This window comes from Alteromonas sp. R7, assembly GCF_055755235.1.
On sequence record NZ_JBVTQX010000006.1, the window covers coordinates 216679 to 240779 of the forward strand.

General features: G+C 46.6%; 17 protein-coding genes. 6 read left to right on the plus strand and 11 right to left on the minus strand.

From position 1 onward, the window contains the following. Positions 1-109: 109 nt before the first annotated feature. Entirely contained in the window at positions 110-1663 is a 1554-nt protein-coding gene (gene ilvA / locus AC0J2X_RS11840; protein WP_278711923.1) for a threonine ammonia-lyase, biosynthetic, read from the minus strand. Further along, positions 1663-3513, minus strand: a complete 1851-nt coding sequence (ilvD, locus tag AC0J2X_RS11845; RefSeq protein ID WP_014977810.1) for a dihydroxy-acid dehydratase — start codon at positions 3511-3513, stop codon at positions 1663-1665. The genes ilvA and ilvD overlap by 1 nt, the downstream gene beginning before the upstream one ends. Positions 3514-3955: 442 nt before the next feature. Between ilvD and AC0J2X_RS11850 the strand changes: the two genes are divergently transcribed. Both AC0J2X_RS11850 and AC0J2X_RS11855 read left to right on the plus strand, forming a co-directional pair. After that, positions 3956-4573: a trimeric intracellular cation channel family protein gene (locus AC0J2X_RS11850; protein WP_014951393.1), complete on the plus strand. Its 618-nt coding sequence runs from the start codon at positions 3956-3958 to the stop codon at positions 4571-4573. A 208-nt stretch (positions 4574-4781) separates the two neighbouring features. Beyond that, the gene (locus tag AC0J2X_RS11855) at positions 4782-6296 is read left to right on the plus strand and encodes a YifB family Mg chelatase-like AAA ATPase (protein ID WP_278711922.1); all 1515 of its coding nucleotides are present in this window, start codon (positions 4782-4784) and stop codon (positions 6294-6296) included. A 20-nt stretch (positions 6297-6316) separates the two neighbouring features. Here AC0J2X_RS11855 and ilvY read toward each other — a convergent pair whose 3' ends face one another. Continuing rightward, positions 6317-7189 carry an HTH-type transcriptional activator IlvY gene (gene ilvY, locus AC0J2X_RS11860; protein WP_156079065.1) on the minus strand — a complete coding sequence of 291 codons (873 nt, stop codon included), beginning with the start codon at positions 7187-7189 and terminating at the stop codon, positions 6317-6319. Between the two features lie 157 nt (positions 7190-7346). Between ilvY and ilvC the strand changes: the two genes are divergently transcribed. Further along, a complete protein-coding gene (ilvC, locus tag AC0J2X_RS11865) occupies positions 7347-8825 on the plus strand; it encodes a ketol-acid reductoisomerase (RefSeq protein ID WP_014951396.1) in 1479 nt (492 codons plus the stop codon). Between the two features lie 133 nt (positions 8826-8958). Here ilvC and AC0J2X_RS11870 read toward each other — a convergent pair whose 3' ends face one another. Then, complete coding sequence (locus tag AC0J2X_RS11870) at positions 8959-10206, minus strand: multidrug effflux MFS transporter (protein ID WP_187289704.1); 1248 nt, start codon at positions 10204-10206, stop codon at positions 8959-8961. 140 nt (positions 10207-10346) lie between these two features. After that, positions 10347-12338, minus strand: a complete 1992-nt coding sequence (locus AC0J2X_RS11875) for an alpha/beta hydrolase family protein (protein ID WP_014951398.1) — start codon at positions 12336-12338, stop codon at positions 10347-10349. Between the two features lie 617 nt (positions 12339-12955). Here AC0J2X_RS11875 and AC0J2X_RS11880 point away from each other — a divergent pair. Together AC0J2X_RS11880 and AC0J2X_RS11885 are read left to right on the plus strand one after the other, a co-directional pair. Continuing rightward, positions 12956-14794, plus strand: a complete 1839-nt coding sequence (locus tag AC0J2X_RS11880) for an autotransporter assembly complex protein TamA (RefSeq protein ID WP_278711894.1) — start codon at positions 12956-12958, stop codon at positions 14792-14794. After that, positions 14791-18675 (plus strand): translocation/assembly module TamB domain-containing protein, encoded by a 3885-nt coding sequence (locus tag AC0J2X_RS11885; protein WP_278711893.1) that lies wholly within the window; start codon positions 14791-14793, stop codon positions 18673-18675. Before AC0J2X_RS11880 ends, AC0J2X_RS11885 begins: the two co-directional genes overlap by 4 nt. 42 nt (positions 18676-18717) lie before the next feature. On the opposite strand, the gene AC0J2X_RS11890 is transcribed toward AC0J2X_RS11885, so the two are convergent. Then, positions 18718-19338, minus strand: coding sequence for a hypothetical protein (locus AC0J2X_RS11890; protein WP_278711892.1), 621 nt, complete (start codon positions 19336-19338; stop codon positions 18718-18720). After that, positions 19331-19837 (minus strand): RNA polymerase sigma factor, encoded by a 507-nt coding sequence (locus AC0J2X_RS11895; RefSeq protein WP_278711896.1) that lies wholly within the window; start codon positions 19835-19837, stop codon positions 19331-19333. Before AC0J2X_RS11895 ends, AC0J2X_RS11890 begins: the two co-directional genes overlap by 8 nt. Before the next feature lie 210 nt (positions 19838-20047). Here AC0J2X_RS11895 and AC0J2X_RS11900 point away from each other — a divergent pair, with 210 nt between their 5' ends. Continuing rightward, a complete protein-coding gene (locus tag AC0J2X_RS11900; RefSeq protein WP_014951413.1) occupies positions 20048-20323 on the plus strand; it encodes a hypothetical protein in 276 nt (91 codons plus the stop codon). A 16-nt stretch (positions 20324-20339) separates the two neighbouring features. On the opposite strand, the gene AC0J2X_RS11905 is transcribed toward AC0J2X_RS11900, so the two are convergent. The 4 genes from AC0J2X_RS11905 to proB all read right to left on the minus strand — a co-directional run bounded on the left by AC0J2X_RS11905 (position 20340) and on the right by proB (position 23935). Beyond that, positions 20340-21242: a DMT family transporter gene (locus tag AC0J2X_RS11905; protein WP_278711891.1), complete on the minus strand. Its 903-nt coding sequence runs from the start codon at positions 21240-21242 to the stop codon at positions 20340-20342. A gap of 9 nt (positions 21243-21251) precedes the next feature. After that, positions 21252-22268, minus strand: coding sequence for a D-2-hydroxyacid dehydrogenase (locus AC0J2X_RS11910; RefSeq protein WP_278711890.1), 1017 nt, complete (start codon positions 22266-22268; stop codon positions 21252-21254). 3 nt (positions 22269-22271) lie between these two features. Next, complete coding sequence (locus tag AC0J2X_RS11915; protein WP_472996057.1) at positions 22272-22709, minus strand: acyl-CoA thioesterase; 438 nt, start codon at positions 22707-22709, stop codon at positions 22272-22274. A 125-nt stretch (positions 22710-22834) separates the two neighbouring features. Continuing rightward, entirely contained in the window at positions 22835-23935 is a 1101-nt protein-coding gene (gene proB, locus AC0J2X_RS11920; RefSeq protein WP_014951417.1) for a glutamate 5-kinase, read from the minus strand. Positions 23936-24101: the final 166 nt, after the last annotated feature.

Here is a 24101-nt window from a genome sequence, read left to right on the forward strand (position 1 = left end):
ATAGACGCTAGATAGTGCCGCTTCGTATCGCTCCCCGGTAAACCTGCGCTTAACGCGAAGCAATACAAAGCGAAAACGGGAGATAGGCTCGTTTCGCCTGTTTCGCTATTTAGACCTTCGCTGGTTGCGACAGGAAAAAACGATAGGCGGGGTTGTCTGTTACTTCTTCAACCTTATAGCCTAACTCAGCAACATGCTGGTTAAAGTCATCTCTACTTTCTGGTGCGATATCAAAGCCTGCCAATACCAAACCTTCTGCTGCGCCATGGTTGCGATAGTGAAATAGGGTAATATTCCACTGTTCACCTAACGTATTTAAGAAGTTCAGTAGCGCACCCGGACGCTCAGGAAATTCAAAGCTGAAGACTTGCTCGTTGAGAATAGTTGGCGGACGGCCACCAACCATGTGACGAACATGGAGCTTCGCTAACTCATTATCGGTTAAGTTAACGCAGTCATACCCTTTGCTTTCAAGGTCGCTTTGCAGTGCAGCAAACTCTTGCTGCCCGCCTTTAAGCTTAACGCCCACGAAAATATGTGCTTCGCTCTCACTGGCATAGCGATAGTTAAATTCGGTGATTGCTTTTGCCCCAACGCACTCGCAAAACTGTTTAAACGCACCTTTGTTTTCAGGAATTTTGACCGCAAAGACCGCTTCTTTCTGCTCACCTAATTCACAGCGTTCAGACACATAGCGAAGGGTATGAAAGTTGATGTTTGCGCCACACAGAATGCCGCCTAACTTCTTACCTTTGAGGTCGTGTTGCTTAGCGTACTTGCGAATTGCCGCCACCGACAATGCGCCCGCAGGCTCTGCAATAACACGGGTATCATCAAAGATATCCTTAATTGCTCCGCATATTTCATCATTAGTAACCGTAATGGTTTCATCAATTAAACGATTACACAGACGGAAAGTTTCCTGCCCCATCACTTTAACAGCAACGCCATCAGCAAAAATGCCGACGCTTTCAAGCTCGGTAGGCGCGCCTTGCGCCTTTGCTTTAATGAAACAGGCCGATTCTTCCGACTCTACCGCAACGATTTTTATGCTTGGCTTTAGTTGCTTTAAGTAAACCGCAATACCAGCGGCTAAACCACCGCCGCCCACAGCAATAAATAAGATATCGAGGTGTGGGTTTTGCTCTAGCAACTCTCGCGCGACTGTACCTTGCCCTGCAATGACATCGGGGTCGTCAAAGGGCGGAACAAAGGTATAACCGTGGGTCTCACATAATGCTTTTGCATGGCTACTTGCTTGATCAAAGCTGGTGCCATGCAATACCACATTCACGTTTTCAGCGCCGAAGCGTCGTACTGCGTCTACCTTGATATCAGGCGTGGTTTCAGGCATGACAATAGTCGCCTGAATACCTTTCATTTTTGCACTGTACGCTAAGCCTTGCGCATGATTACCCGCAGAGGCGCCAATTACGCCAGCTTGCAATTGCTCGTCGCTTAGTGAGCAAATACGGTTATAGGCACCGCGCAGCTTAAAGCTTTTTACCGGCTGCTGATCTTCGCGTTTCAGAAAAATTTCATTGCCAAGCTCGGCTGAAAGCAAAGACATATAGGAAAGTTCACTTGCCACTGCTACATCGTAAACAGGGGCAAGTAAGATCTTCTTCAAATATTCATGATCGCTAACGTGTTCGGCTGCCATTATAGATTTTCCAGCTTAGTCACATCACGCACTGCACCTTTATCGGCACTGGTTGCTAACGCCGCAAAGGTTTTAAGTGATGTGGAGACTTCACGAACGCGATCTTTCGGCTTCCAAGGCTTATCACTGGCTTCCATTTTCGCGCGGCGTTCTGCTAGTTCTTCATCGCTAATAGCAATATTGATACTTCTATTGGGTATATCTATTTCAATTTTATCGCCATCTTCCACTAGGCCAATGCCACCACCACTGGCGGCTTCAGGTGAGCAGTGACCTATAGACAACCCACTGGTACCGCCACTAAAGCGTCCGTCTGTTACCAAAGCGCAGTGCTTGCCTAACCCTTTAGATTTCAAGTAAGACGTTGGGTACAGCATTTCTTGCATACCCGGGCCGCCGCGGGGACCTTCGTAGCGAATGAAGACCACATCACCGGCTTTTACTTCATCGCCCAAGATACCTGCTACCGCATCATCTTGGCTTTCGTAGATTCTCGCAGTTCCGTTGAATTTAAGAATAGACTCATCTACGCCAGCCGTTTTTACAATACAGCCATCTTCAGCCACATTACCGTAAAGCACGGCTAGGCCACCTTCTTGACTGAACGCATGGTCGATAGAGCGGATGCAGCCGTTTTCGCGGTCGTCATCGGCTTCGTCCCAGCGACAATCTTGGCTAAATGCTTTTGTCGTGCGAATACCCGCAGGACCCGCGCGATAAAAGGTAATAGCGTCTTCGTTTTCAGGGTTAGTGATGTCCCACTCGCTGATAACGTCGGTAAGCGGTTTTCCTAAAACATGATTAACATCGGTGTTCAGCAAGCCAGCCTTATTTAGCTCGTTCAAAATACCCAAAACGCCACCCGCTCGGTGTACGTCTTCCATGTGGTATTTGGGTGTTGAAGGTGCCACTTTGCATAGGTGAGGCACTTTGCGAGACAATCTGTCGATGTCTGCCATAGTAAACGGCACTTCGCCTTCCATTGCCGCTGCTAACAGATGCAAAATGGTATTGGTCGACCCACCCATGGCAATATCCAAGCTCATGGCATTCTCAAAAGCCTTAAAGTTAGCGATATTACGTGGTAATACACTGTCATCATCGTCGCCGTAGTAACGCTTGCACAGCTCAACAATTTGTTTGCCCGCTTGTTTAAATAAACCTTCACGGTCGGCGTGGGTAGCCAGCATAGAGCCGTTGCCCGGCAAAGATAAACCTAACGCTTCGGTTAGACAGTTCATGGAGTTCGCGGTGAACATCCCTGAACATGAGCCGCAGGTAGGGCAGGCTGAGCGCTCAATTTCGTCGGTATCAGCATCGCTAACTTTGTCGTCAGCAGCCGCTACCATGGCGTCAACCAAGTCTAGTTTAATAAGCTGGTCTGAAAGCTTGGTTTTACCCGCTTCCATTGGGCCCCCAGACACAAAAATGACCGGTACGTTCAAGCGCATAGACGCCATTAGCATTCCCGGGGTAATCTTGTCGCAGTTAGAAATACAAACGATGGCATCGGCGCAATGTGCGTTCACCATGTATTCCACTGCATCAGCAATGATTTCTCGAGATGGTAAGCTATACAGCATACCGCTGTGCCCCATGGCGATACCGTCATCCACTGCGATAGTGTTGAATTCTTTCGCCACACCACCCGCTTCTTCAACGCTTCGTGCCACTAATTGGCCGAGATCTTTTAGGTGAACATGCCCAGGTACGAACTGCGTAAATGAGTTCGCAATAGCAATAATAGGCTTGCCGAAATCAGAGTCTTTCATTCCAGTTGCTCGCCATAACGCGCGAGCTCCCGCCATATTTCTACCTTGGGTGGTAGTTGCTGAACGTAACTTGGGCATAAATCCTTCCCGTTAATTTAAGGTTCTAGGTTTAGGCGCTAGACCTTTTTGTGAAACTAAAAAACAGTGGTAAACCAGTAATGCTTTGGCTCAACTTCCAATACGCGCTGTTTTACTCAAAATTGCATGTCATACTGATGATGTAACACATCATCTAAGGTCGTTCAAAGCGAGGAGCAACAAAGCCTAACTGCTAACACATCAGTAGCGCTTTGTTTTATATGATATATTTGACATACAATACCTATATCCATTGGCATTGTAGTTATGAAATGTTGTTCGTTAGAGGTTATGGCTTTACCTCATCACTCAATATCACGAACCGTAATCTCAACAGTACGTTTCGATATTGGGCAAAGAAATAGCATGAAACATAAGGCCTGATCAAGTATTTTGCGGTAGGAATGGCGAGTTTTTAAGGGTAGTAAAAGGGTACAAGAAGATGTTTGATTGGTTTCATTGGTTAAACTTAGCGGGGGTTGCAGTGTGCGCAATTTCCGGCACCCTGATGGCCTATCAAAAGCGTATGGATGGATTTGGCGTGGTCGTGCTTGCCAGCGCTACCGCCATTGGCGGCGGAACACTACGTGATGTCATGTTAGATGTCCCGGTCTTCTGGATTGCCGATACCGATTATTTATACACCACACTGATAGCCGCCTTTATACCCATTATCTGGCTGCGTATTAGTCCGCGCTTTCCTTTTCACTATTTATTGATCGCCGATGCTTTCGGGCTCGCGCTTTTTAACGTAGTTGGCATAGAGAAAGCCTTAGCCAACGACACAGGCATGGCCGTGGCGGTTGCCATGGGCACCATTACCGGCGTGTTTGGCGGTCTGTTACGGGACGTTATTTGCCGAGAGGTACCGCTGGTACTCAACGGCGAACTGTATGCAATGACCTGTATTGCAGGGGGCGTGGTTTATGGAATAGGCATGCAAATGGAACTCGCCACACAGTGGTGTGGTATTGCGGCCCTTGTCACAACCGTACTGTTTAGGCTTGGCGCCATGCGCTGGCATTGGCAGCTACCCGTTTTCTACAACGACCACCACTAGCACTAGCCTAAGTTTGCTGAGCAGGATCATTACATGCCAAGCGTTTTATGCACTCTCAGTAGATCCCATCGTTAGTACAGTTACATCTTATCCCGACTCTCTCTAAAGTTTACGCCGACTGCGTTGGCTTACATTTTTACCGCGCTGACACGTTTGCGTTTCATAACCACGAATCATAAGTATTCAGCGAGAGGAGGTTGTTTAGATTATGGGAATGGCTGTTGTTAAAACCTTTGCAGGGCAGGGCGTGGCAGCGCCAGAGGTAAGTGTAGAGATTCACCTAGCTAATGGTTTACCTGCTTTTCAACTGGTCGGCATGGCAGAAACCAGCGTTAAAGAAGCGCGAGAAAGAGTACGCAGCGCCCTGATAAACAGTGGTTTTGAGTTTCCCGCAAAACGAATAACCGTCAATTTAGCGCCAGCAGATATTCCCAAGTTTGGCGGGCGGTTCGACCTTCCCATTGCCGTAGGCATTTTAGCTGCGTCGGGCTACATCTCAGACATTAGCCTGCTCAACATTGCCTTTGTGGGCGAGCTTGCATTAAACGGCGAAATAAAGCCAGTAAACGGGCTTATTCCTGTGGTAATGGCAGCTGCACACGAAGACATTGCGCTCGTATACCCGGGTGATAATGACGTAGAGGCTGCATTGGTTTCTCACGCAACACGCTATCCTGCTTTCGATTTACAGTCTGTTTATGAACACCTTGCCGGCAACAAAAAACTTGCTAAAGGCCAACCGTTTACCTCGCGAGCACTTAACAGTCCCCTTTCAGGGTGGGATGACATTATCGGCCAAGAGCAAGCCAAACGAGCGCTTGTTATCGCAGCAAGTGGAGCACACAATTTACTTATGGTGGGCCCTCCTGGCACAGGTAAAAGCCTGCTCGCCAGCCGAATGCTATCGCTATTACCCGATATGAGCGAGGAAGAAGCGTTGGAAGTGGCTGCCATTCACTCTGTGAAAGGCGAAAAACTGCATGCAGAGCGTTTTCTAACTCGCCACCTCCGCTCGCCCCATCATACTAGCTCTGCGGTGGCGCTTACTGGCGGTGGCTCAAACCCTGTACCGGGTGAAATATCGCTGGCTCATAATGGTATTTTGTTTCTAGACGAACTGCCTGAATTTGGGCGAAAGGCACTGGATGTATTGCGCGAGCCACTTGAAACCGGCGACGTGCATTTGTCTCGTGCTTCAGGAAGCGCCACATACCCCGCTAACTTTCAACTAGTAGCTGCGATGAATCCAAGCCCGACGGGTGATATTGATGATAACCGACTAACCCCGCAGCAACAGCTCAACTACTTGAACCGGTTATCGGGACCACTGCTTGATAGAGTTGATATACAAGTCGAAGTGCCGCGCCTACCTGACTACGACCTGCCAGAGCGTGCCAATAGACCTGACGACTCGTTACACGCAACGCGAGAGCGAGTCATTGCAGCGCGTCACAAACAAGGGCTACGGCAAGGTAAGCCAAATGGTGCGCTGCACGCAGGTGAGCTTGCCGATATATGCTTCCTAGATGACGCTGATTTGCAGTTTCTACAAGCCGCTGCTAAACAGCTTAATTTGTCTATGCGGGTGTTTCATCGCACGTTAAAAGTGGCAAGAACCATTGCAGATCTTGAAGATGAGCACGCCGTATCGCGGGCGCACATTGCAGAAGCATTGGGCTATCGCGCCCTCGATAACCTTATTAAACAGTTGAGCACTAGCTAATCATCAGCTATGCCTTAAACTTAGCCTCGCGCTTGCAAATTAAGCTGCATAAAGGCGTTAATAAGCGGCTCGTTTTGCTTATCCTGCAAGCAGCACAAACCTAAAGCATAAGGCTCAATATCTTCAACAGGTATTTGGGTTACAGCATTGGCCATACTGGAGTGATCAAGTACCACTTTAGGCACAAATCCCACGCCACATTCAAGTGCCACCATGCTCACGATGGCCTCGTTACCGCCGACATAAGCATACACATTTGGACGAATGCCATGCTCAGCAAACCAGTGATAGGCAGTACGACGGGTTGGGCCAGTTTCGGGCATAATCACCTGATGCTTGGTCCAGTCCAACTGGCTTAGTTGAGTAAGTCGCCACTCTCTTGGGGCAATAAGTACCAAAGGTACATTATCAAGCGCGGTGAAATGTAAATCTGTCGGCATATCAGGGGTGTAGATAGCAATAGATAAGTCGCACTGTTTGCCTTTCACTTTTTCTATCGCAAGGGCAGGATCGCCGGTAATTAGGCGTATATCAACACCCGGGTGCTGTTGCCTGAACTGTCTAAGCATAGCGGGTAAATGGCTTTGACTGGCGGTAACCGAGCAAAATACGCTGAGCTCGCCCTGCAATGCGTCGTTATCTTCTTTTAAGTCGACCTTTAGCTGCTGCCAATCCTTCAGCGCTTGCTTTGAAAAAGACAGCAGCTTGTGCCCACTGTGGGTTAGCGCCACTTTGCGGTTATCACGTTTAAACAACGTGCAGCCTAGCTCGTCCTCAAGGCGTTGAATAACCCGGCTTAATGTAGAAGGCGACACATACATGGCCTCGGCGGTAATGCCAAAATGTAGGCTGGTAGCTAGGTGATTGAACAGCTGTAGACTGCGAAAATCCATAAACATTTCACTTTATGCAATATTATCTTGCAAATATATCATTTTCCAAAACAAAAGAAATCTTTTAGTCTCAATATCAAGTCGTCATAGACGAGGTCTGTCAACACCAAGGTCGGTGTTTGATATTGACAAAAATGAATGTTGTTCGGAAATTTTTATGGCTAATTATTTCAACACCCTGTCACTTCGCCAGCAGTTAGATCAGCTTGGCCGCTGCCGTTTCATGGCACGCGATGAATTCGCTGACGGTTGTCAGTTCTTAAAAGGCAAGAAAATTGTCATTGTAGGCTGCGGCGCGCAGGGCCTTAACCAAGGCTTGAATATGCGTGACTCAGGGTTAGATGTTTCTTATGCGCTGCGTCAAGCAGCCATTGATGAGCAACGCGACTCATATAAGCGCGCAACCAGTAACGGATTTACCGTTGGAACTTACCAACAGCTCATTCCAGAAGCAGACGTAGTATATAACTTAACACCTGATAAGCAGCACGCTAGCGTAGTCGAAGCCGTTATGCCGCTTATGAAAGAAGGTGCAACGCTAGGTTACTCTCACGGTTTCAATATCGTTGAAGAAGGGCAGCAAATTCGTAGCGATATCACAGTAATCATGTGTGCGCCGAAAAGCCCGGGTTCTGAAGTACGTGAAGAATATAAGCGTGGCTTCGGTGTACCAACTCTGATTGCTGTACACCCAGAAAACGACCCTGAAGGTAAAGGTTGGGATCAAGCCAAAGCACTTGCAAGTGCAACGGGCGGTGACCGCGCAGGTGTACTTGAGTCATCATTTGTGGCTGAAGTTAAATCTGACCTCATGGGCGAGCAGACCATTTTGTGTGGTATGCAACAAGTTGCAGCGGTACTTGCGTTTGAAAAAATGGTTGATGACGGTATCGAGCCAGGATACGCAGGTGCACTTATTCAGTACGGCCTAGAAGCTATTACTGAAGCACTTAAGATTGGCGGTGTGACTAACATGATGGACCGTCTTTCAAACCCTGCGAAAGTGAAAGCGTTTGAGCTTTCTGAGCAGTTAACTGATTTACTTCGTCCGCTATTTGAAAAGCACCAAGACGACATCATCAGCGGTGAGTTCTCTCGCACCATGATGGAAGATTGGGCCAATGGCGATGCGAACCTGCTTAAGTGGCGTGAAGAAACCGGTGAAACCGCGTTTGAAAACGCACCGGCTTATGAAGGTGAAATCAGTGAACAAGAATTCTTTGACCACGGCATCTTACTGGTTGCCATGATCAAGTGTGGTGTTGAAGTTGCGTTCGACGTAATGGTTGAAGCCGGTATTTTACCTGAGTCTGCGTACTATGAATCACTGCATGAAACACCGCTTATTTCTAATACAATCGCACGTAAGCGTTTGTATGAAATGAACGTGGTTATTTCAGACACAGCAGAATACGGAAACTATTTGTTTGCTAACGCAGCAATTCCAATTTTGCGTGAGAAATTTATGCCTACCATTGATACCAGCGTTATCGGTAAGGGTTTAGCCGCTACTTCTAATCAGGTAGAGAACAAACGCCTTGTTGAAATTAACGAAGCCATCCGCTCACACGGTGTGGAATCGGTAGGTAAGACCTTACGTGGCTACATGACTGACATGAAGGCCATCATAGGTTAGGACAGTTTCTGTCGTTAGGTGCTTAACTAAGCCCTCTTGCCCGACCATTTTGGTCGGGCTTTTTTATGTCCGTAAGCCTGCTAATAAGTATCTTTCTTACGCAACTGACCTCTGCGACACGCCGATACACCTTCTAAATAGAACCTTCACGAACGCGCTCAGCATAGCGTACGGATACGTAAGACAAAGCAAAAAAGACGAGAAATCCCCAGCCGATAGGCATTAAATTTCCATTTAAGAAACTGTCGACGAACAGTGCAACAGGCACCGAGAAAAGGCTAGAAAATGAGCCAATTATGGCCGCGCCTAAACCTGCCATATCGCCAAGCGGCTGCATCGCCATGGCGTTTAAGTTACCAAACAGTATGCCCACAAAGAAAAAGCCTACAAACATAACCGTAACCGTAGGAATTAAAGGCGGCAAGCCGTCGTACGCCAACAGCAACGCTAAATACACAACAGCAAACCCGTTAACTCCTTTAAGTGCAAAACGACAAAGCTTGCGCATCCCAAAACGCATTACCATTTTGCCGTTAAAGTAAGAGGCGAGACCAATTGAAAAAGCAAGCGTTGCAAAGATGTAGGGAAACCATTCACCTACGTTGTAAAACACAGTAAATATGGTTTGCGAAGCACTTAAATACGCCAAGAATGCCCCAAAAATACAGCCCATGGCAAAGGTGTAACCCATCACTGCTGGGTTAGTGAGAATGAACTTTGAAGATGCGAAAAACTGCGCCCATGAAAACTTTTTACGCCTTGCTCTTGGCAGGGTTTCCCCTTGACGAGAAAAAAACCAAATGCCGGCCATGGTAGCCACAATGAGAAACATAGTGAAAATATGGAACCATGAGGTCAACTCCATCACCGTTTGCCCAATAATAGGCGCCAACATAGGCACTAATATAAACACCATCATGATAAACGACATGACTTTTGCCATCGCATCGCCAACGTAAAGGTCGCGAATAATTGCCATAGAGGCTATTCGTGGCCCAGACACCCCAAATGCTTGAATAACGCGACCTACCAGCATGGTCTCCAAATTGGTGGCCATCATGCAAACAAATGTACCTAAGGCGAAAATACACAGGCCCACTAATATAGTTAGGCGACGGCCGCGGCTATCGGAAAAAGGCCCAAAGAACATTTGACCCAGTGCCATGCCTAAAAAGAACACGGTAACGATTAAGTGGGTTTGATGCGCCTCGGCGACCTGTAGTGACTCGCCAATTTGAATCAACGCAGGCAGCATAGCGTCAATGCTCAACGCGACAAGGGATGTCATCGTAGCCATTAGCGCAACAAATTCAACAAGGCCAAGCGCTGGCTTTTGCACAACTGCAGTATCCTCAGATACGCCATTAGAAGTCTGGGGCATAAAGTCTCGAATATGAAATAAAGTGGGGGAAATTAAAAAGGCGCGAAATTAACGCGCCTTGTTGAGTATACCTGAAACTTGGTTAAAAAGCCGCCAGCCAAGCAAAATCTTGTCGTAAATACTGGTGCATTTAACGGGTGTTACTCGGAAGCTGAAACGTTTGCCGTTGCAGCACTCGCTTTACTCGCTGGCCTAAGGTGTTGGTCTAAAAATGCATCCATTTCCTTAAAGAAAATATGACGATTTCGCTGAATAGACAAATTGTGGTCGCCACTTTCAAGCTCTACATATTTGTAGACCTTGTCGTAATCATCTAACTCGTCAGCCATGTAGCGACTATGAAGTGGAGGGACAACTCTATCTTCATCTCCATGTACCAGCAAAATTGGCGTCTTTATCCCTTTCGCATTGTAGTAAGGCGAGCGCGCTTCAAGGTCATCATAATCATCCCCAATTTGGTTTTTCACAAATTCGTTGTTCAGGAAACGGCGAGAATGAATAATGACGTGTTTAAGTGAACTTACGCCAGCAAAGCTCACCGCACACTTAAACAGATCCGGGGTTTTGACAGTTGCCATCAGGGCGGCGTAACCGCCATAGCTAGCGCCCACAATACACATGTTGTCTTGCTCAGCGTGCCCCTGCTCTACCATCCAGTTTGCCGCATCGGTGATATCATCTTGCATAGCCAAGCCCCAACCTTTCATTTGGCTTTGCGCAAAGCTGTACCCATACCCTCTAGAACCTCTAAAGTTAGGCCTTAGTACTGCATAACCTTTCGACGTAAAATACGCTGTCCAATAGTCGAAACCACTGAAATCTCTTGCTCCGGGGCCGCCGTGGGGATGAATAATGGTAGGAAACGGGCCTTCGCCTTTTGGTAAAGTCAAATACGCTTCGATTTTGATGCCGTCTCTGGCTTCATATTCAATTAACGTATGCTCAGATAATTTTGCCGGATCTATTTGAGCATACTGCTCAAAAAGCATCACTAACGTGCCTTCTTTACGGTCACCCAACAAATAAACTCCTGGTAAGGTGTCTGACTCTGAATAAACAACATATGTTTGTTCGTCGTCGCTAAAGCTGACTAAGGTATTGTCGTAATCAGGAAGACCAGCATCGATACCATTTTGAAGAGCGACGTAACGTTCATCCCAATAATGTCGACCGTCATGGCGTACTCCTATTGCATCTCGGGTAACCGGTGAATAGATAAGGCTACCATTAACATCGTACCCTTCATCAGCATACACCTCTGTTCGCTCATTAGTAGTAAGGTTCAAGGTGTACAATGCACGGAAGTCTCCTTTATAACCTTTGAAATAAAGAATATTTGGGTCTTTTGCAAAGCCAACTGGGTATTCACCCTTGTCAGACATAGCGTTGTAAGCAAATAAGGTGCGCCAATCGTCTCCTTCTTTTAGAAAGACTTCTCGCTCCCCTGTATCGTAATCAAGCGAAACACCTATACGAACGTTATTTTGTTGGTCCGTCATCCAATCTCTAATGCGTTTTTTCCCGCGAATAATGCGACTTACGCCACCATCATTAACATTGATTTTGTAAACCGACGGCAGCCCCAACACCTCAGCGTCTAAGGCAATTAGAATATGTTCTGGATCGTCAGGCAGCCAGTCGATAACGTCATCGTGAAATTGAGGAATGTGGTTCGGGTTACCTGCTCGACGCTTTATTCTCTCCCATTCAACCAAGTTGAATGCACCGCCTTCACCGTCAAACTTAATGCTTAACAACCGTGTGTCGTGAACTTTCGTGGTGCCACGTCGGGTTTCGTAACGAGCGCTAACCACCAGCCGTTCATTGTTCACCCAGTTGTACCAGTTAATTTTTACGCGTTCATTGTCCGATCGCAGTAGGTAGTGCTTTTCACCCTTTTTTAAGTCGTAAGTGGCAAGCATGGCAAACGCTTCTTCTTGCTCAACGTTTTGAACAAAAGCGATTTTTGAGCCATCGGGTGACAGCGACGGAGTCCAATAAGTTGGCAAAGAACTGAATTTTTCGTACTCGGGTTCTGCCTTAGTTTGATCTGCGCCCAGTGTGGAGAAAGAGCAAACCAACAGTAGCAAAGTAACTAGTGTCGTAGGTAGGAGAGCCTTATTAGAAGACATAACATTCCCTTGTTGTTTTTTATTGTTAGTGGAACTTAGCTTAGGCAAAAAACTCGAAGTTAAGTTACACAGAGTATACTCACTCATGCCCAGATGTACAAAAACAAAGCAATGCTAGGCTCTATGTTCAGTGAGTGGATGTGCCAGATATGTTCTGAAGAAGAGCATTCTAGTGAGGAAAATACGTTGAGTGCATTCTATACCAATCCGCATAGATCATTACCCACTCAGCGAGAGTTAAAATGTTCGTAATCGCGGCGTGTTACCGCAGGTATAGTGGTTCTACATCAAGGTGACACAACAAAGAGTACGGACATTTTAAACTCGCCCTTCGGGAAGGTCTGGCAAGCTTCCTAGCTTCATTCTGGGAATTTGAAAGGGAACAGCCATTCCTGCATTCCCACGCTTTGCTAGGAAACTTGCCAGCGCCTTCTGAGTGGGCAATTATCATGCGGATTGGTATTATTTACCGACGTCAGCGCAATTATTTGATCTCTCGTCGTAGTTTGCGGATACAAATTGCAAATGTGGTATCATTAACCACAGACATAATATGGATTTTACCATCAAGCGGTAAGCTTCACAGCCCAGCGTTACCTTAAGGACTTAGCCTTTTCATGCCTTCGATTTGGAGCGGGCTTGCCAGTTTGCAAGACCATCTTTTCCGACAATTTATGTTTAGAATCACCAAAGCAGTCCGAGTTTTGGTGGGCAGTACATTGTGCACGCTAGTGTGTGCTCTCTTTACTTTTTCACATGCCCAAGACCCTATTTCCTATAACATTCAGGGCGTAGAAGACGACAAACTGCGTAATAATATCCGCCTGCATTTAAACAGTCTCGACGTGGAAAAATCGTTGCTTACTGACCCTTACTGGCAAGATGAAGTGGGCGAAACAGTAGCGACAGCGGTTCAACCCTATGGTTATTACAACAGCGAGACCAAGGTAAGTATTGAAGAGGGCGACAAGGTTACAGTGAATGTTGCTTTGAATGCGCCGCTTACCATAAATAAGGTTACTCGCGAAATAATAGGTGCAGGACGTGAAGATAAGGCTTTCAGAGAACGTTTTAATTCACTAAAGCTTAAAGAAGGCGACGTGTTAAACCAAACCATTTACGAGTCGTTTAAGTCGTCCATGTTTAACTACGCCTTATCTAATGGCTATTTTGATTATTTTTGGCAGGCGACGCGTCTCGACCTAGTGCGTGACGAAAAACAAGCAAACGTACTTTTGATTGCGCAAAGCGGGCCCCAGTACCAATTTGGAGAGCTAAAATTTATTGGCGATGACAAGGCGAAAGCCATCATTGAGCGGCTAAAGCCGTTTAAAACAGGCGATGCGTACTCTTCATCAACACTTGCCGATTTCAACAGAAGCCTTAATCAATCTGGGTATTTTACCCGCGTTATTGCTCGCCCGGTTGTAAGTGAGGCTGATGGTTTGCTGGTACCGGTTGAGGTATCGTTACTTCACAGACCCACAGACGCATTTAACGTTTCTGTTGGCGCAGCCACTGACACGGGCCCACGGGTTCGCTTAGGATGGGAGCGTCCTTGGGTGAATAGTAAAGGGCACTCTGTTTCATCTGATATTTTCATTTCAGCGCCAGAACAATCAGTGACTGCCGACTACCGTATACCGATGAGAAACATAACGCGGGATTACGCGAGTATAGAGGCGGGTTACCAATTTATAGAGTACAGCAACACTTCCTTTGAGAGTGAAACCCTATCTTTGTCTGCACACCGTTACTGGCAACATGACAATTCACCATGGCAACACGATGGCTCGGTGACCTACCTACGTGAAACTTATGATCAAGGGGAATTGAGCACAAACACCACGTCCCTAGTATTACCCGGGTACTCGTTAACCTATCGCGATAAAGACAGTGAGCTCAACATTAATAATGGTACCTACCTTCAAATGCTCACTCAAATAGGCAGAGAAGGTTATGGTTCTGATATCGACTTTGCCAAGGCAGTAGTTGAAGCCACGCTTATCCGTACCTTTAACAATGTGCACAGAATAACCATACGCGGTGAAGCGGGGGTTATTAAAACCAATAGTTTTGATGAAGTGCCAACGTCGTTGCGTTTCTATGCAGGGGGCGATAAAAGTGTTCGCGGCTTCGACTATCGCGAAATTTCTCCGACAGCTGAAGTCATTGATCCAGAAACAGGAGAACTCATTGTTGACTCTATTGGAGGGAAGTACCTTGCTACATCGAGTGTAGAGTATGCCTATCAAGTGGCAGATAATTGGAGAGTGGCAGCGTTTGTTGATGCAGGTACAGCAACAAACGACACCAGCACAACGCTGACATATAGCGTTGGACCTGGTGTACATTGGCTTTCACCAATTGGTCCAGTCAGACTTTACGTGGCAAGAGGCTTTGCGCCAGACGAGAATACATGGCAGTTACATATTTTGTTGGGGCCTGAGCTATGAGAAAACGTACGCTTTCGGCCATTTTACTTTCACCGGTTCTTATACTGGTCGCGTTGTATGCCGTTTTGATAAGTCCTCTAGGCGGCCCTACCGTTAAGTTACTGGCCAACACGTTTGTTGAAAACCTTTCCATCGATGCCATTGACGGTGGGTTTGCTGACACACTAGAAGTGCATAATGTGGAGTGGGAAAACCCGCAATGGAAGGTGTCTGCACAATATGCCTACATTGATATTACCTGGCGTTGTTTGTTTGAGCCTAGAGTATGTGTCAATGAAGTCACGCTGGAAAACGCTACGCTTACACAGCGCTCAAACGCGCCTGACTCTTCCGATGATGCACCTGCAGGTGGCCAGATTGAATTACCGCTGCCTATTGATGTTGGGTATTTAGCGCTAACGAATATCAAACTTGCTCTACTTACGACAACAGTAGAAATTGATGAACTAGAGCTAACCGATTTTGAAGGAAATAGCGACCTCATACTTGACAGCATAGCCGCGAAAGGTGTTCGCATTGCTCTGCTAAACCAAGATGAAGCTGCCAGCTCTTCACCGGCAGCCATGACCAATGCATCGGAAACTAATAGTGAGCAGCCTGCTCAAAAACCTGCTCCCAAAAAAGAACAGGCTCCAAGTGCTGATAGCGCTTTGCCTACGTCATACTCACTAAGCTACGACGTCCCCGAACTACCGAATATAGCTACGCCTATTCCTTTGTCTCTTGGTACTTTTTTAGTAGAAGATCTACACATAATTCAAGGGGAGAGCAAACAACACATTTCACTCATCTCGCTGTTAGAGGCTCACTTTAAGGGCAGCGATGTCGCTATTGAAGAAATGACCGTTGTACATGAACAAGGTGAGGTGAAAGGAAAAGCGAGCGCAACACTTGACGGAAATTTCCCATTAAATGTGGCTATTAACGCGAAAACGAAGCTTGGCGACACACCACAAGAACTGAGTGTAGCGGCCGCGGGTGCGTTGGACGACTTAACGCTGTCAGTTGTAGCCAAAGGCGCGGTAACCGCAAACGCTAACCTAATGGCCAACATTCTAGACAGCAACCTTCCCATAGAATTCACAGCGAACTGGCAAGAACAAGCCATACCGACAGTGGAAAACACTACGCTCAAAGAAGGACAGTTAACGCTTTCCGGCACCATGGGTGATTACGTACTTAAAGGAGCTGGCGCAGCTACATTGCCTGACATTGGCAATGTACCGGTATCACTTGATGTGGTGCTGAAAAAGAACAATATTTTTGTTAATCAAGCCAATATAAACGCTTTGGAAGGGAGCTTAACCAACACAGGTACCCTTTATCTAAATGAGAGTATCGCGTGGGAAGGTAAGACAACGCTTAAGAATGTATCAGGGCGGCAATTCAGCACTTATGCGCCCGAAAAAATTAGCGGAGAAATAGACAGTATATTGCAATACTCTGAGCGCGGCGGATTACACATGAGCCTAAGAGATATGACTGTCTCGGGCGTACTTCAGGGCAAACCGCTTCAGGTGAAGGGGAATGCGGTTTATGCTGGCCCCAGCGACTTATTCGTTACTAACGTCAATATCATTCAAGAACACGAGCAAGAGCGAAACACGATACGCGCCATTGCTCAAGTACTGAATAAGCGGCATTTAAATGCAAATATTGCGATAAACGTTAACGCTATTTCAAGCCTATACCCAGAAGTGACAGGTGCGATAAGTGGCAATATCACAGCCGCCGGTCCTTGGCAAAACCCAAGTGCTAACGGCACACTCGCCCTATCTAATATTGCTGTGTCACCCAATTTAAATGCCTCTGCCGCGCAGCAAGGACCATTGAACGGCGAAATCAAAGTTAACGGTACCTATCGCGACCACACCGCAGATATTGACCTAGCTGTGCCCAACAATAATATCGGGCTGTCTTTAAAAGGTGCATGGACGAACAATCACTGGGTGGGGGAAATTAGTGATACCGCATTGAAGCTCGCTAATATGCAGTGGACGCTATCAAGCCCGTTCAGTGTAGATATAGGCACCTCACCTATAACGGCTAAAATAGGTCAGCACTGTTGGACCTCTCGAAAAGAAGGTGAGCTGTGTATTTCAAACGTGAATTATCAACAAAACAAAGCCAGTTGGGATATCAGCGCGACGGCGCTGCCCATCGGGTTATGGGCGAACGAGTTAGCGCCTACTGTTGTTTCAAGTCCCTCACAGGCAACACTTACCGTAAAAACCAAAGGCAGCTACTCGGCTAACGATCCCATCGATGCCACATTTACTGCGTCTATGAATTCTGCGCCATGGCAACTTGGTGAAACGCGCCCGCTAACGCTCACTATTAACTCCATAGAAACTAAAGGAGAGATAAAGCAGGGGCAGTTAGCATCAACATCTGTGATCTCAAGCCAAGATGTCGGGGATGCAACACTAACCTTGAATACCCGCCCTTTCGAATCGCGTATACCACTCGATGGTAAACTAGAGATGCAAGGGCTTAATGTTGCACCATTCAAACCCCTTTCCCCTGCTATCAGAACCCTTACAGGAAAGTTAAATGGGAACGTATCGTTGAGTGGTTACATTGACGACCCTACGCTTAACGGTGAATTGACGGTTTCAAATGGCGCTATCGATATACAAGATACACCTGTGACACTGGCCGATTGGAATCAAAAAGTATCGCTTAATGGTCAAACCGCTGCTCTAGACGGCACCTTCTTACTAGGCGGAGGAAAAGGGGCGTTAAAAGGCGAGTTAGACTGGTCATCCAACCCCAGTGCGACATTTAATTTAAAGGGAAACGGTTTCGAAATTCGTCAGCCAAACATTCGACTCAAGGTATCACCGAATATCGATATCGCCGCCACAAAAGAAAAAGTGGACGTGAGTGGCGAGGTAAATATTCCTTGGGCGAGAATTGAAATAGAGTCGCTACCTGAGAGTGCTGTTTCACCATCAAAAGACGTGCACCTGCGTGGCGAACCGGATAGAGAGGAACCGCTAGATATCGTCCACGCTTCGGTATTGGTCAACATCGACAAAAACAAAACCGAAGAAGTAAAACTCGAAGCGTTTGGCCTTACTGCAAGTTTATATGGTGGCATTCGCGTAAACACTCAACCTGCACTTGTGGGCTATGGTGACCTTCAAATTTTAAATGGTCGATACAACGCTTACGGACAACAGTTAATTATTCAAACCGGTGAAGTACAATTTAACGGCCCAATTGACCAACCTTTGTTGCTGGTCGAAGCCATCCGCGACCCGGCTAAAACCGATGACGACGTAATTGCAGGTATCCGAATTGATGGCGCGGCTGACTCGCCGAGTATTAACCTGTTCTCTGAGCCTGCGATGGATCAACAGGGCGTATTGTCATATCTACTTACAGGTTCTGGACCGAACTCGGGCACACAAGATCCTAACTACGCTGCGCTGCTGGTAGGCTTTGGTTTATCCAACACCAAAACCCTGACAGGACAAGTAGGAAGCGCGCTAGGTATTGATGATTTTAGTTTAAGCACTAACGAAGATTTACTGTCGGTAAGAGGGCAGATTAACAAGCGATTATCTGTGGAATACAATGTAGACGTTGGTCTAAGTAACAACGACGCCAATAGCACGCTACGACGCAGACAACTACCGCCTGACTTGGCGGTAAAATATCAGCTTCTACCTAGTTTATATTTAGAAGCCATTCAAACCACACTGGAAGACCAATCTGAGTTCGCGTTAGACCTTTATTATGAGTTTTTCTTGGGTGATAACAGAACCCGTAGAGATAGTGATGAAGACGACAGTGAAGCTGACGAGTCCAATGAAAGCGCAGAGCAAGATCTGAAAGATAATGTGAGCACTCCGAGCACAAGTAATAACAATTAAGCGCTCAAAGTCAAAACATCGTACTTTTGCACTCATGCGCCCTTAACGCTGCTGTGCCATCTTCTCAAGCGTTTCGAGTTGACGCTCAAAACGCTTTTGTCTTTTGCTCGCCCACACATACCACACTATCATCACAACGCTCATGGACGTCATAACTATAGCCATCTTCATAACTTTCTCTGGGGTAAGCTCCCCATAAAAATAGCGCTCCACCAGAAAGGCACATCCAAATAACACTGCAGTCCATGTCGAGTGTTTAGTGATTACAGCAATCTTAACGTTATTCTTAATTTGCTTTATTAGCTGCGTTAGGTGGTCAGCGGTTTGAGTGTCTTTTGAAAATGCGGCCACTCTTCTTAACCACAGCTGATAAACAAGCAGGGGAAGAGCCGTGACCAGCATAAAAACAAACATCGCGTGGGCGACAAAAGTGAACTTTTCCCAAGTAACAACTAGCAAGTAGATCGCTGGGATAAACGCTAAGGAGTCAACCAACATATACCAGCGTTGCTTGGTTCGCTCGCTGCTTAAACTGGCTTTTACTTCAGAGAGGTTGATAGTCGTAACTGGCTGAGCTTGCCATAGCGCAGAAAGGCCATCATTTTGCGCATCGTCTACTGATACGGGCGGGTTCGTTTGATTCTCATTATCTGAATTACGCATGCGGTTGCTCCTGCATGATACTTTGCTTGGCGCGCTTTAATATCACACCAACATGATTTTTAGTCAGACCACAGACGTCTGCAATTTCATCGTAACTTAAGCCTTCAAGAGAAAGCGTTAGCACTTGTCTTGACTGCAATGGAAGTGCCCGTACCGCGCGAAGTAGGCGTTCTAATGACTGGTGTTGACTAGACATTTCCTCTGGTGAATGGGTAGTACTCTCGAACCCGTCAGAGCCCAAATCATCGTGGTCATATTGATGGGTATCGAGACGCTTCACTTGATTTGCTACGTGAGTAACTGCGCGGTTATGAGCTATCTTCAAAATATAGGCTTTCACGCTGCTATCGCCCTTAAAGCGAGACAGACCCTGCCAGACGGCAATAGCAATTTCTTGCAATAATTCTTGCTGCATCGCTTCGTTTGCTTCATAGCTGTTGGCTACACGGCTCAGTATTGCCCCGTATTGCGCAAAAACATCTTCAAAACCCTGCCCCAACGTCACATCCCTAATCACAAAAACTGTTGTTATTTTATTGTGTTACTTCTATCAGTCTGCCCCCACGAATTTTTATTACAAACTTTTTTCGTCAATGCTGTAATTTTTTTAAGCAACAAACGACTAGTTAAAACAGTAAGTGCAGTAACGTGCGTTTAGGGCATTTTCCCTAAAAGCCTTCAACCTTGAAATTTGGATTAGGAAAAAATTATGTCTACGTTAAGTATAGTTTTGTTAATTGGCAGCCTGACGTCGCTTGTGCTTTTGGCAAGCTACTTAGACGCAAAATTTCAGTGGCGACTAAACGACTGGATGAACGGCGAGTGCAGCAACCCGTTCGTTAAAAGCGTGACCGACAAACAGCAGCAGCGTTTAGAGGAAAAAGATGCGCAGATTGAAGCTTTGATGGCGCGAATCGAAACCCTTGAAACCATTGTTACCGAGCCTGCTTACGAACTGAATAAGAAAATCAACGCGCTCAAATAAACGGTTTTACCAGCTCCTAGCTCGACACCGGTGGGCGACGGCTAAAGCGGGGAATTTTTCCCATTGCAATGGCGTTGCCTACCAGCACAATGACCACCCCAACCACAGATAAAACGCTCCAGGTATAGCCTTCGAAAAAGGTGGAAATAACCAGTGCAACCATGGGGTATACCAAGACCACATATGCAGCCTTGTCAGCGCCCATTTGCTTTAACAGTTTCATGTACGCGCCAAACGCAAACACAGAGCCAAAGATAGCCAGATAAAGCAGCGACAGATAGAACTCGGGTTGGGTAGGAATGACCAACTTACCCGGCATTGCCAGTGAGGTGATGAAAAGCAGCACCATGGCATAGCTCATGGCATAGAAGTTCATTTGGATAACAGGCGTACCCGAGGTCAAAATACGCTCGGAGATAACGTTACCTGTTGAGGCGCAGAAAAAGCTGACAAACGCTATAGCGAGGCCGGTAGCAAGCGCCGCATCCATGGAGACTTTGGAAAACTCCGGCACAAACAAACACACAATGCCCAGCAAGCCAAATGTAGCACCTATAACCACTTCTTTTCTTATAGGCTCTTTAAGCCACCATCGCCGAAGCACAACATTAATGTAGATAATACAAGAACTCATAAGGGCTAACAGCGCGCTAATTATGTGCGCTTGCGCCATATACAGCAGCGTGTAATTTAAGCTGTATAAAAAGAGACCGACTGCGGCCATTTTCACATGAACATGTACCGGTAGCTTAAGCGGCAAACGCCTAATAACACAGTAAATCCCTAAACAGGCCGACGCCAATAAATAACGCAGCGCAATGGCAAACGTTTCAGAGGTATGCCCTATTTGGTAAGTGATGGCTATCCAGGTTGAGCCCCAAATCAGGCAGCACAGAGCAAATAAGGTTGCGTTATTCATAGCGGTGTTCTAGCCCTGGGAAGCTGATAAACAAGAAGATAAGTGGGCAGATAAATGGTCGATAGCACTATCTAGCAGTTTTTGCCTAGCGCCATTACCAATCCACGCATTATGCGGCGTTACCAGCAAGTTAGGTAGTGCCTCTTTAAGCAATATATGATCAAAAGGCGGAGGCTCGACACTTAGTACATCTAATCCCGCGCCACCAATTTGGTTGTTTTTAAGCGCATGATAGAGTGCCTCCTCATCAATCAAACCGCCGCGAGCCGTATTAATGAGAAAAGCGGTTGGCTTCATCAGCGACAACGTCTCGGCATTAATCAGCTTATCGGTGGCTTCAGTAAGCGGGCAATGAAGACTTACCACATCGGCATTTGGTAAAAGCGATGCAAGACTTGGACGAGGGTCGCCTTGTTTACCTGGGCGAGCAGCGATACTCACCTGCATACCCATAGCCTTAAACAATGCCTCTACACGCTTGCCAAGCTCGCCATGCCCAACAATTACCGCATGCTTACCCGCCAATTCCACCACGGGATGATTGAGTAAGCAGAAATGAGAAGATGCAGACCATGCTTGGTTGCGCATATCGCGCTGATACGTCACAAAATTGGTGGCCAAATTTAACGCCAAGGTCAACGTATGTTGAGCAACGCTATCAGTGCCGTAGCCCTCTACATTTTGAACGGTAATACCAGCCTGTTCGCAGTAATCACGGTCGATATTGTTCATGCCGGTCGCAGTTACACCAATATAGCGAAGCTGACTGGCCTGCTGTAAATCTTTGGCTTGTAGCACGACTTTGTTAACCAGCACAGCATCGGCATTTTTAATGCGCTCGGCCACATCTTCGGCTTGAGTTTGTTGATGAAGCGTAATACCTGCGCCGAAATTAGTTTGTAAGTCATCTAGTGACGAGGTATCAAGGCTGGGCAAATCCATGGTTTCGGCGTCTAGAAAGACAACCTGCTTTTGATTGCCGTTGCTCATCGCTTGTGATGCATTGTGTTTCGTCATTTTTGCCATGCTCTACATTACTTCCACAATCGACTCTAACGCTGTTTTCACATTAACAGGAATAGGAATGGCCTTGTCGGCCTTTCTATCTACAAACACATGCACAAATTGGCCATGAGCCACGCGTCGCTTATTCTCTCCGGCATAAACCGATAGACCATAAGTCACTGAACTTCTACCAATTTTGATAACGCGCAAGCCTACAAAAATGTCTTCAGGGTAGGCTGCCGGAGCAATGTACTGACACTGACTGCTTACCACATACGCCACGGATTGCCCGTTGTGTATATCTAGCCCACCTTCTTCAATTAAAAAACGGTTTACCGCGGTATCAAAGAAACCATAGTACACAACATTGTTGATATGTCCGTACGCATCATTGTCTTGCCAACGCGTGGCGATAGTGACTTTGTAAGGGTAGTCGGCAAGTGTAGGTGTGATATCAGTCATGATCGTCCCTTAGTGAATAAATGTATCGCTTTGTTGTTGGCGCAAATAATGGAAATCGATGAACGACTAACGCCAATTAATGTTTAATGTGCGGTAGTCTATTGCAGCGATTCTTTTGAGTAGCGCTATGAGTAAAGCACCATATCGTCACGGTGAATGGCAACATCCGTTGTTTCATAACCTAACACACTGGCAATTTCTTTCGACTTTTTCCCTTTTATAAGCGTTAAGTCTTTTGCGTTATAAAGGCAAAGCCCCTTGGCAATAACTTCGCCTTGGCACACCACTTCAACAGCATCGCCTTGTTCAAACAAACCGACGACATCAACAATACCCGATGGCAGTAATGACGCGCCTTTTCGCACTAACGCCTCTTTCGCACCGCTATCAACGTCTATTCTGCCAGCGGTTTTAAGCGTATGGGTAAGCCACAGTCTGCGCGCGCTAGCGGGAGTGCTACTAGCATTGAATAGGGTTCCCGGCACTTTACCTTCAAGTAACGCATCGAAGGTTTCGCCTTTTCGCCCGTTTACAATAAGAGTTTGAATACCGCTACTGGTGCACTTGTCTGCCGCTTCAATTTTTGTGCGCATGCCGCCAGTTCCTACCGCAGTTCCAGCGCCGCCGGCAAGGCCGTAAATAGTGCTGTCTATTTTATCTACCTGTGGAATGAGTGTGGCGCTGGCGTCTTTTCTTGGGTCTGCGGTAAATAAGCCGTCGATATCTGAGCAGATAATGAGGGTGTCTGCTTGGGCGACCAGGGCGGTGTAAGCACCCAAGTTATCGTTATCACCCACTTTGAGTTCGTTGACAGCTACGGTGTCGTTTTCATTCACAATAGGTAACGCATTGTGATTCAAAATTTCGCGCAAGGTATTTTTAATATTTACGTAGCGGGTTCTATCGCGTAGATCATCCGCCGTTAACAATACTTGTGCACAGGGAAAGTCGAAAAAGCGCTGCCAGTTGGCCATCATTAAATTCTGGCCAATCGCAGCCATGGCTTGTTTTTCTGCAATAGATGCGTTGTGACGAACCTTCACTTTGCTGCGGCCCGCGGCAACACTGCCAGAAGAGACAAGAATAATTTCTTTGCCAGCTTCGCGACTAGCAGTAATAAATCGAGCAAGAGACAGTAAATAACGCCCACTACACTCATTGCCTTCAGGAGCAATAAGCGCACTGCCAACTTTTATAACGGCACGTTGCCAATTAAAACGGTTCATAGGGGGAAGAAAAAAGAAAACAAGAGCTTAAGAATACGACAGTTAAAGCGCGAAACAAAACGATCTGTTACAGTTTTTTTTTGTTAAAACATGGTTAGTTTACGGTCAAAAAATTGGATTGTGACAGGCATACTTATATACTAGGCGGTGTTATCTTATAACAATT